The sequence below is a fragment of the Halarsenatibacter silvermanii genome, assembly GCF_900103135.1.
Taxonomy (GTDB): Bacteria; Bacillota; Halanaerobiia; order Halanaerobiales; family Halarsenatibacteraceae; genus Halarsenatibacter; species Halarsenatibacter silvermanii.
Genome location: NZ_FNGO01000015.1, coordinates 59238 through 69058 on the forward strand (window position 1 = coordinate 59238; position 9821 = coordinate 69058).

Below are 9821 nucleotides of genomic sequence, written 5' to 3' on the forward strand. Positions count from 1 at the left end.
ATTATGTTTCTCCACATAGGCAATGATAACATGGTTCCCGCTGAGGAAATTGTCCTGATTGGAGATTATGAGAGGGTTATGGATTCGGAAATTTCCCGGGAGTTTTTTTCTATTTCTGAGGAAGAAGGTTTTGTGATCGATAGATCTGGAGCTGAAGATAAAGAGATTCGTTCTTTTGTGCTCACGGGTGAAACTATTTATCTGTCGATGATATCCTCTAAAACTCTCGCCCGAAGAATGAGAAATTTGGTTACTGAAACTGGAGGAGATTGATGTCTATGGAGAATCTTAGAGGCAGCACCGATTATGAAGCTGAAAATATTCAAATTCTTGAAGGTATGGAAGCGGTCAGAAAGAGGCCGGGAATGTATGTGGGTTCAACCGCCTCCGAAGGCCTTCATCATCTGGTTTTTGAAGTTGTCGATAACAGCATAGATGAAGCTATGAGCGGTTACTGTGATCTTATTGAAGTGGAGCTGGATGATGATAGTGTGGTAACCGTAAGGGATAATGGTCGTGGAATTCCTATAGATAGTCATCCTCAGGTAAACAGGCCGGCTGTTGAAGTTGTTATGACCACCCTTCATGCCGGCGGTAAATTTGGCGGCAAGGGCTATAAAGTTTCCGGAGGGCTCCACGGAGTTGGAGTTTCTGTTGTCAATGCTCTGGCTGAATGGCTGGAGGTGGAGATATCCTGGAAGGATGGGAAAGTTTATTATCAGCGTTTTGAGCGGGGCAAGCCGGTATCGGACCTCAAACCGATAGGAGAATGTGAAAAGGATTGTACCGGCACCGAGATAAGATTTAGACCCGATCCTGAAATATTCGATGAATTAAACTTCAAATACAAAACACTTTCCCAGCGCTTTAAAGAACTGGCCTATTTAAACAGCGGTCTTGAAATCAAATTTAGCGATTATCGTCAGGAGGAAGAGAAAACAGAGAATTATTGTTTTGAGGGTGGTATAATTTCCTTTGTGGAAAATATCAACCACAACAAAAAACCATTATTTCCCGAACCCATATATATTAATTCGGAAAAAGAGAATCAAGAAGCTGAGATAGCCATACAGTACAATCAGGGTTATAATGAAACTATCTTCAGCTTTGCCAATAATATAAATACCCGTGAGGGAGGTACTCATCTCAGCGGTTTTAAACGTGCTTTGACTAGAACCATCAATGATTATGCCCGCAGTCAGAATATGCTCAAGGATGACGATGATAATTTTAAGGGCGAGGATATCAGAGAAGGACTGACCGCTGTGATCAGCGTCAAGCTCACTGACCCCCAGTTTGAAGGACAGACAAAAACCAAACTGGGCAACAGCGAGATGCGAGGTTATGTGGATTCTCTTCTGAGCCAGGAACTGCGCAAATTTTTAGAGGAGAACCCCTCAATAGGCAAAAAAATAGTCTCCAAAGCTGAAAAAGCTGCCGAGGCAAGACGGGCTGCTAAAAAAGCACGCAGCCTTACCAGGCGCAAGGATGCTCTTACATCTACAGCTCTGCCCGGCAAGCTGGCTGACTGTTCGACCCGCGATATGGAAGAATCTGAACTCTATATTGTTGAGGGCGATTCGGCCGGAGGCTCGGCAAAACAGGGGAGAGATAGGCATTTTCAGGCCATACTGCCGCTCAAAGGTAAAATACTCAATGTGGAAAAAGCTCGTCTGAATAAAATTTTAAATAACAAGGAGATACGATCGCTTATCACCGCCATAGGTACAGGTGTAGGGGATGAATTCGATCTTTCCAACCTTCGATACGGTAGGATAATAATTATGACAGATGCCGACGTTGACGGTGCTCATATACGCACACTACTGCTGACATTTTTCTATAGATACATGAAGCCTCTACTCGATGAAGGCAGAATCTTTATTGCTCAGCCTCCACTTTACAAATTAAAAGCAGGCAGAAGAGAAGAATATGCTTACAATGAAAAAGCTCTTGAGGAGTTGCTCGATGATATCGGCGATAGCAATTTCTCGCTGCAAAGATACAAGGGTTTGGGAGAGATGAATCCTGAACAACTCTGGAATACGACCATGAATCCAGAAAACAGGTTGCTGCTGGAGGTTGAAGTCGAGGATGCTATTTTGGCCGATGAAACATTCACCACTCTTATGGGGGAAAGTGTCTCTCCCCGCCGTCAATTCATTCAGGAAAATGCCAGTGAAGTTGAGAATCTTGATGTTTAAGGAAGGGATAAATAATGGTGGAAGCTGATAAAGTAAAAAAAGTGCCTATAGATGAGGAAATGAAGGGAGCCTATCTGGATTATGCTATGAGTGTCATAGTAGGTCGGGCTCTTCCCAGGGTCGAAGATGGTTTAAAACCCGTTCACCGGCGTATACTTTATGCTTTAAAAGACCTTGGCATAACATCTAATGGCGCTCATAAAAAATCAGCGCGAATAGTTGGAGAAGTTCTGGGTAAATATCATCCTCATGGAGAATCCTCCGTATATGATTCCATGGTCAGAATGGCCCAGGAATTTTCCTATCGTTATCCGCTGGTTGATGGTCACGGTAATTTTGGGTCAGTCGATGGCGATTCCGCTGCTGCCATGCGATATACCGAATCAAAAATGTCTCCTATCAGTGAAGAGATGCTGAGAGATATTAACAAGGACACAGTCGATTTTACTTCCAATTTTGACGATACTCTGGAAGAACCGGAGGTGCTGCCGGCCAGAATTCCTAACCTGCTGGTTAATGGCAGCGCCGGCATAGCTGTAGGTATGTCAACCAGCATACCTCCGCATAATCTTGGTGATGTTATAGATGGTATAATCAGGTTGATCGATAATCCCAATCTGACCATCGAGGAATTGATGGAATCAATACCCGGTCCTGATTTTCCCACCGGCGGTTCTATCATGAATCAAAACGAAATATTGAAGGCCTATCGGTCGGGAAGAGGTAGATTGAGAGTAAGAGCTAAAACCAGGATTGAAAAAAGTGATGATTCACCTCCCCGGATAATTGTAGAAGAACTGCCCTATCAGGTGAATAAAGCCCGATTGATAGAAAAAATTGCCCAGCAGGTCAGAGATGAAGAAATTACCCAGATTAAAGATTTGAGAGATGAGTCCGATCGCCGCGGACTCCGAATAGTCATCGAACTCAAAAAAGGAACGAATCCCGATGTTCTTCTCAATTTGCTCTATAAAAATTCAAGGCTGCAGACAACCTTTAGCGTTATTATGCTGGCTCTGGTGGAAGGAGAGCCGGAACTTCTGTCTTTAAAGGAGATGCTCTATCATTATCTCGAGCATCAAAAGGAGGTTGTACGCCGGCGCACCGAGTATGATTTGGAAAAGGCTGAAAAAAGAGCTCATATAGTTGAGGGTTATCTTCGTGCTCTTGACGCCATAGATGAAATAGTTGAGCTTATCAAACAGGCTCCTGACAGCGATACAGCTTCTGATAAGCTTCAGAGAGAATATGATTTTAGCGAAAAACAGGCCGATGCCATTCTCTCCATGCGGCTAAAAAGATTGACTGCTCTTGAAAGAGAGAAGCTGGAAAATGAGTTTGAAAAACTGCAGGTTGAAATTAGTGAACTTCGCGGTATACTCGAGAGCGAAGAAAAGCTGATGAACACCATCAAAGAGGAAATGCTGGAAATCAAAGAAAAATATGATGATGAAAGACGAACTGAAATACTGAATCAGGATACAGACCTTGATATGGAGGATTTGATAGCTGAAAAAGAGATGGTCATTTCCCTGACTGAAAGGGATTATATCAAAAGAACTCCAGTGGAGACCTATCGTCCTCAGCACCGGGCCGGAAAAGGCATAATAGGAATGGATATAAGAGAGGATGATGAGATCAAAGAAATGATCACAGCCACCACTCATGATACTTTTTTATTCTTCACAGATAAGGGAAGTATGTACAGGCTGAAGGGTTATCAAATTCCGAAAGCCGGCCGCACAGCCCGGGGCAATGCAATCATAAATCTCCTCTCCCTTGACAGGGATGAAAGTATAGATGCGGTTATAACGATGGATGAATATGAAGAAGGTTATTTAGTAATGGCCACCAGAAATGGTCAGATAAAACGTTCAAAACTGGAAAATTATAATTCCAATTACTCCGGCCTTAAGGCTATCAGGCTGGCCGAAGATGATCGGCTGGTAGATGTTTTAAAAACAAAAGGGAACGAGGATATCTTACTTATCACTTCTGAGGGAAACTGTATTAAGTTTTCAGAAGAGGATCTGCGCCCTATAGGCCGCAATACCTTTGGAGTAAAAGGAATAGAGCTGGAGGGAGATGATCATGTAGCTGCCATGGCCAGAAGTGGACGCGGCGATCATCTAATGGTATTATCTGATCGCGGATATGGCAAAAAAACTTCTTTGAAAGATTATCGACTGCAGCAGCGAGGTGGTAAAGGAGTAATAACTGCCAGACTCAGCAATATTGAGGAGAAAATTGCCGGAGCTGAAGTGGTCGATCAAAATCTTGATCAGGATTTATTCATTATGACCCGGGCCGGCAAGATAATAAGAGTTAAAATTGAAGAGATATCTGAGTTTGGACGCAATACCCAGGGAGTAAAAATAATTACCCCAGAAGAAAGCGACATAGTTGCTGCTCTTTCTGTATTTGATCCCGAAACTGACTGAAAAAATGAATTTTACAAGTTAAAAAATTACAGCCTTTTGCGGGCCCAAAAATTTTCTTCCGGGCCTTTTATTATTTTAAAGAATCAGGGAGGTATCTGCTTTGTCTATCTATATCATTCGCAGGTTGCTTTTATTGATTCCAGTATTGCTGGGTGTTGCTATTATAGTTTTTGGCATGGTGAGGATGCTGCCGGGAGATCCGGCCGTAGCTCTGGCTGGAGTTCATGCTACGCCGGAGTATGTCGAGCACGTTAGAAATGAGATGGGTCTGGATCAGCCGCTTACGGTCCAATTTGGTTATTTTATGCGTGACGTGATGCGGGGAGATTTGGGGCGATCTACCCGGACCAGACAGCCGGTGATGGTTGAGATTTTACCCAGATTTATCAATACCCTTCAGCTTACCGCTGTGGCTTTATTTATAGCCACCATAGGGGGAATTACCGCGGGGGTGATATCGGCCACCAAACCCTACTCGATATATGATCAGGTAAGTATGTTTCTTTCACTTTTCGGAGTATCCGCGCCTGTATTCTGGCTGGGCTTAATTTTGATGCTAATATTTTCGGTGCAGCTGGGGTGGCTGCCTTCTTCTGGAACCGGAACTCCCTGGCATTTTGTGCTGCCAGGTGTAACTCTGGCCGCCCAATCCACCGCGCTGGTCGCCCGCATGACGAGATCGAGTATGCTGGAAGTTCTGGGAAAGGACTATATCGTAACAGCTCGTTCTAAAGGGTTGAAAGAAAGAGCGATCAATATAAAACATGCTCTTCGCAATGCCCTTATTCCCATCGTCACCATTCTCGGATTGAGGTTCGGTATTCTTCTGGGGGGAGCTGTGCTGACCGAGACAGTTTTTTCCTGGCCGGGAGTGGGCAGATTAATGGTGGATTCGATACTGGCCAGAGATTATCCCGTGGTTCAAGGATCAGTTCTGCTGCTGGCGCTGTTATTCGTGCTTATTAATCTTTTTGTGGATATCCTGTATGCGTTTTTAGATCCACAGATTCAATACGAGTGAGGTAAGTAATTATGGATATAATAAGAGGTTTTATAAGAAGCGATGCTTTTAAAAGGCTTTTGCGCAATAGATTGGCTGCATTCGGATTAGTTATGATCATTTTGTTCTTTACAGTTTCGATTTTTGCTCCCTATATCGCCCCCAATAATCCTTACGAACAGGACTTTTTTCAAACGCTGGAAGGTCCTTCCTGGGAGTATCCCCTGGGCACGGATGATCTGGGACGATGCATATTCAGCCGCATAATATATGGAACTCGCATATCGATTTCTATAGGTTTTATTTCGGTGGCTATTGGACTGGCTGTTGGTGTACCTGTAGGGGCTGTTTCCGGTTATTTTGGCGGCAAACTGGATTTGATAATACAGAGATTTGTCGATATCATGATGGCCTTTCCCGGGATGCTGCTGGCTATAGTTATTGTGGCTGTCATGGGGGTAGGGTTGGTCAATGCCATGATAGCAGTGGGTATTGTTTCGATACCGACCTATATCAGACTTGTCCGCGGCTCAGTATTATCCATAAAAAATTCTGAACATGTCGAGTCAGCCCGGGCTATAGGTCGAGGAGATGCTATGATAATTTTTAAACATATTATCCCCCACTGTCTGGCTCCCATAATTGTTCAATCTTCGCTGCTGGTGGCTACCGCTATCCTCTGGGCTGCCGGTCTGGGCTTTTTGGGACTGGGAGCACAGGCTCCTACCCCGGAATGGGGCGCAATGCTCAGTCAGGGCAGGAGTTATATAAGGACCGCTCATCATGCCACCACATTCCCCGGTTTGGCCATAATGATAGCGGTCCTGGGTTTTAATCTGGTGGGAGATGGCCTGCGCGATGCTCTCGATCCGAAAATGAGGCATGATGATGTATAAAAAATTTTAGGTTCTTCTCCGAAATAGTTGGTTATATTGCCGTATATACAGTATACTCAGAGCAAATTATAACTTTAATTGCCGGGGCTTATAAAGTATCGGAAGCTATAAAACGAAGTGATACTGGAAATTTTTCAAAGTTCGGGTCAGTTTCCAGGCCGAAAACTAAACATAGACACAGGAATAATTTCATTGTGAACAGGGTTTTATAGCTTCCGATAATAAGCAGCCTGAATATGTCTAAAACTTTATTCACTTTACATGAAAAAGATCGTATGGAAAGCAGGAGATCCTCATTTGATAAAGAATTATAAAAATGGCAGTGTGAAATATATATTTTGTTATGCAGCCAGCATTATTTTTTACGCAAAACTAAATTTAAGCAGAGGGAAAATTCTTTGTGTTTTTATTGTGAACGTTGTGAACGAAACTTTATATCTTACTTCATAACCAAATAAGCTTTATTACACACCTATTTACCAACTGAAGACCAGAAGCTTCTTTTTTGCTTATAGGAGAGAATTTTTGCAAGAATCAGACATTTTTATATTTGTGATTAATTAAATCTCAGGGGGGATTTTATGCAGTTTTCTGATCTTACCATAGGAGTTCCCAAAGAGATTCTAAAGGGAGAAAAAAGAGTTGCTGTTACTCCCGAGACTGCTGAAAAGTTGATCGAGGCCGGAGCAGAAGTTCTGGTAGAGACCGGTGCTGGTGAGAAGGCTTTCTTTTCCGATGATGATTATGAAAAAGCAGGTGTTGAAATAGTTGGGGGGCCAGAAAAAGTTTATCCGAAAGCGGATGTTATCCTCAAAGTAAAAGAACCTCAGTTCAATGAAGATCTTGATGAACATGAGGCGGATATGTTAGCCCAGAACTCCACTTTAATTTCATTTTTGCATCCCGCTAATTCCAGCAATCACGGAATGGTCAGAAAGCTGGCTGAAAATGGGGTTACCAGCTATACTCTGGATGGCATACCGCGAATTTCTCGAGCTCAATCGATGGATGCCCTGACTTCGATGAGTACTGTGGCCGGTTATCGCTCTGTCATTACCGGCGCAGATCATCTGCAAAAATTTGTTCCTATGATTCCTACTGCTATAGGAACTATGGGGCCAGCAAATGTGCTCGTGATAGGGTCAGGGGTAGCAGGTCTTCAGGCTATCGGAACCGCCAACCGTCTGGGAGCCAGGGTTAAAGCTCTTGATATCAGACCGGAAGCAAATGAACAGGCCCAGAGTCTGGGCGCTGAAGTGATAGATTTTGATCTTCCTGAAGATCTGGCCACCACAGATGAAGGTTACGCCCGGCGTCTACCGGATGAATGGTACGAAAAAGAACGTGAAACTATAAAAGAACATGTCGTGGAGAGCGATTTAGTGGTTCTGGCTGCGCTTATCATGGGGGAAGAAGCCCCGGTGCTGGTGACCGAGGATATGGTTGAGGATATGGATGATGGATCTGTGATTGTAGATATAGCTATTGATCAGGGAGGTAACTGTGAACTCAGCAAACCCGGCGAGGAAATTTATCATGATAATGTCATGATAAGCGCAATTCTCAATATGCCGGCCAGCCTGCCTCTGGATTCCACCAATATGCTGGCCAAAAATATCCACAGGTTTTTCAGTTATCTCGTCGAAGAAGGAGAGCTGGCAGCCGATAGCGAGGATGAAATTATAGAAAGCACGCTGGTTACTGAAGAAGGCGAAATAGTTCACAGAGGGACATTAAAGGCGATGGGCCGACTGTAAATCTGAACGTAACAGTTTTTCATATTTTGATCTGGTCTGGGATTTGATCTTGATAATATCAGATGATCCAAAATATTACTGATGTAAAGCTCCTGGCTTAAATCCAGGAGCTTTCTGTCGGTTTTTCACCTGCTTTAAGGCTGGATTTTTGATAATAAGTTGAGGAGGTTGGACATAAATGACCGGAGTAATTTTTGTGTTTTTGTTCTTTTCGATTTTGCTCGGATACCGGATAATATCTTCGGTTCCTTCCCTGCTGCACACACCTTTAATGTCGGGAATGAATGCTCTTTCCGGTGTCACGGTGCTGGGGGCCCTGACAGTATATGCTACCGCCCCCTCTCAATATATGCCTCTGGCCTATGCTGCTTTAATATTTGCCATGCTCAATGTTTCGGGAGGATTCTGGGTAACAGGAAGAATGTTTAAAATGTTTACAAAAAAAGAAGAACTTGAAGAGGAAGAAATAACATGGCAGGAGAAATAATCTTTTTCGCGATTATAATAGCTGGTTTTTTGATGGGTTTGAGATTACAGCAGTCTCCCAGGACGGCGGTCTGGGGTAATAGACTGGCGGCATTATCGATGGTGGCGGCTATAATCTACACGATGCATCTGGTAAATATACTTTACGATCCCCTGATCTGGATAATATTATTGCTAACTTCGCTTACAGGTATAATGGTAGCCAGAAAAGTAAAGATGATACAGATGCCTCAGACGGTGGCCATGCTGAACGGTTTTGGCGGAGCTGCTTCTGCTTTTGTGGCCTGGACTTCTTCTCTGTACGATATTCAAACTGCTTTTGCCTGGTCAACCGCGGCTTTAGCGCTGGGAGTGGGAATTTTTACACTGAGCGGCAGCGTTGTTGCAGCGCTTAAACTGCAGGATTTGATAAATCAGCAGTCTGTAAGAGTTAAGGGTCAGAATTTTTATCAAAAGCTTTTGCTTGTGATTATGGCGCTGGTTGTCATAATTATGACAGTAACCGGCTCTGCTTATCTCACCATCACCATACCTGTTATGATTTTAGCAGCGACAGTTTATGGAATTCTGGTTGCGATGAGAGTGGGTGGTGCGGATATGCCCGTTATAATTTCTCTGCTCAACTCTCTCTCGGGGACAGCTGCGGCCATTTCAGGACTTGCTGTTGAAAATGCCCTGCTGGTGGGAGCCGGTGCTATTGTTGGTGTGACAGGATTGATGTTGACGAGAATCATGTGTGAGGCGATGAATAGAAGTTTGATGAGTGTACTGCGGGGCATCTCTCCCGAAGATCAGACTGCAGGTACTTCAGCTGCCGATACAGAGGACGGAGATTTTACTTCATATGATAAAATGGAGACTGACCGGGCTGATGAAAGCGAATCGGAAGATATTGATATGTCTGATCTTGATGTCGATGAAGAGATCGCTCTTAAGATAAAAGAAGCAGAAGATGTGATAATAGTGCCGGGATACGGGATGGCAGTTGCTCAGGCTCAGGATGATGTCAAAGAGCTGATGGATTTGATGGAGGATAG

General features: G+C 43.8%; 8 protein-coding genes. All 8 read left to right on the top strand.

Features of this window, described 5'->3' with window-relative positions; translation table 11 throughout:
• Positions 1-3 precede the first annotated feature (3 nt).
• The gene (remB, locus tag BLT15_RS08785) at positions 4-273 is read left to right on the top strand and encodes an extracellular matrix regulator RemB (RefSeq protein WP_089760792.1); all 270 of its coding nucleotides are present in this window, start codon (positions 4-6) and stop codon (positions 271-273) included.
• The gene (gene gyrB / locus BLT15_RS08790) at positions 273-2204 is read left to right on the top strand and encodes a DNA topoisomerase (ATP-hydrolyzing) subunit B (RefSeq protein ID WP_143423049.1); all 1932 of its coding nucleotides are present in this window, start codon (positions 273-275) and stop codon (positions 2202-2204) included. Before remB ends, gyrB begins: the two co-directional genes overlap by 1 nt.
• Positions 2205-2218: 14 nt before the next feature.
• Positions 2219-4645: a DNA gyrase subunit A gene (gene gyrA, locus BLT15_RS08795; protein ID WP_089760795.1), complete on the top strand. Its 2427-nt coding sequence runs from the start codon at positions 2219-2221 to the stop codon at positions 4643-4645.
• Between the two features lie 100 nt (positions 4646-4745).
• Positions 4746-5666, top strand: a complete 921-nt coding sequence (locus BLT15_RS08800) for an ABC transporter permease (protein ID WP_089760797.1) — start codon at positions 4746-4748, stop codon at positions 5664-5666.
• A gap of 11 nt (positions 5667-5677) precedes the next feature.
• Positions 5678-6541: an ABC transporter permease gene (locus tag BLT15_RS08805; protein WP_089760799.1), complete on the top strand. Its 864-nt coding sequence runs from the start codon at positions 5678-5680 to the stop codon at positions 6539-6541.
• A 581-nt stretch (positions 6542-7122) separates the two neighbouring features.
• Positions 7123-8298 (top strand): NAD(P) transhydrogenase subunit alpha, encoded by a 1176-nt coding sequence (locus BLT15_RS08810; protein WP_089760801.1) that lies wholly within the window; start codon positions 7123-7125, stop codon positions 8296-8298.
• Between the two features lie 178 nt (positions 8299-8476).
• Complete coding sequence (locus BLT15_RS08815) at positions 8477-8785, top strand: NAD(P) transhydrogenase subunit alpha part 2 (protein ID WP_089760803.1); 309 nt, start codon at positions 8477-8479, stop codon at positions 8783-8785.
• A partial coding sequence (locus BLT15_RS08820; protein ID WP_143423050.1) for an NAD(P)(+) transhydrogenase (Re/Si-specific) subunit beta occupies positions 8770-9821 on the top strand: 1052 nt, incomplete at its 3' end. The genes BLT15_RS08815 and BLT15_RS08820, both read left to right, overlap by 16 nt.

Coding starts and splice junctions, on each gene's coding strand:
- remB (WP_089760792.1), top strand. CDS start 4: ATGTTTCTCCACATAGGCAATGATAACATGGTTCCCGCTGAGGAAATT.
- gyrB (WP_143423049.1), top strand. CDS start 273: ATGTCTATGGAGAATCTTAGAGGCAGCACCGATTATGAAGCTGAAAAT.
- gyrA (WP_089760795.1), top strand. CDS start 2,219: ATGGTGGAAGCTGATAAAGTAAAAAAAGTGCCTATAGATGAGGAAATG.
- BLT15_RS08805 (WP_089760799.1), top strand. CDS start 5,678: ATGGATATAATAAGAGGTTTTATAAGAAGCGATGCTTTTAAAAGGCTT.
- BLT15_RS08810 (WP_089760801.1), top strand. CDS start 7,123: ATGCAGTTTTCTGATCTTACCATAGGAGTTCCCAAAGAGATTCTAAAG.
- BLT15_RS08815 (WP_089760803.1), top strand. CDS start 8,477: ATGACCGGAGTAATTTTTGTGTTTTTGTTCTTTTCGATTTTGCTCGGA.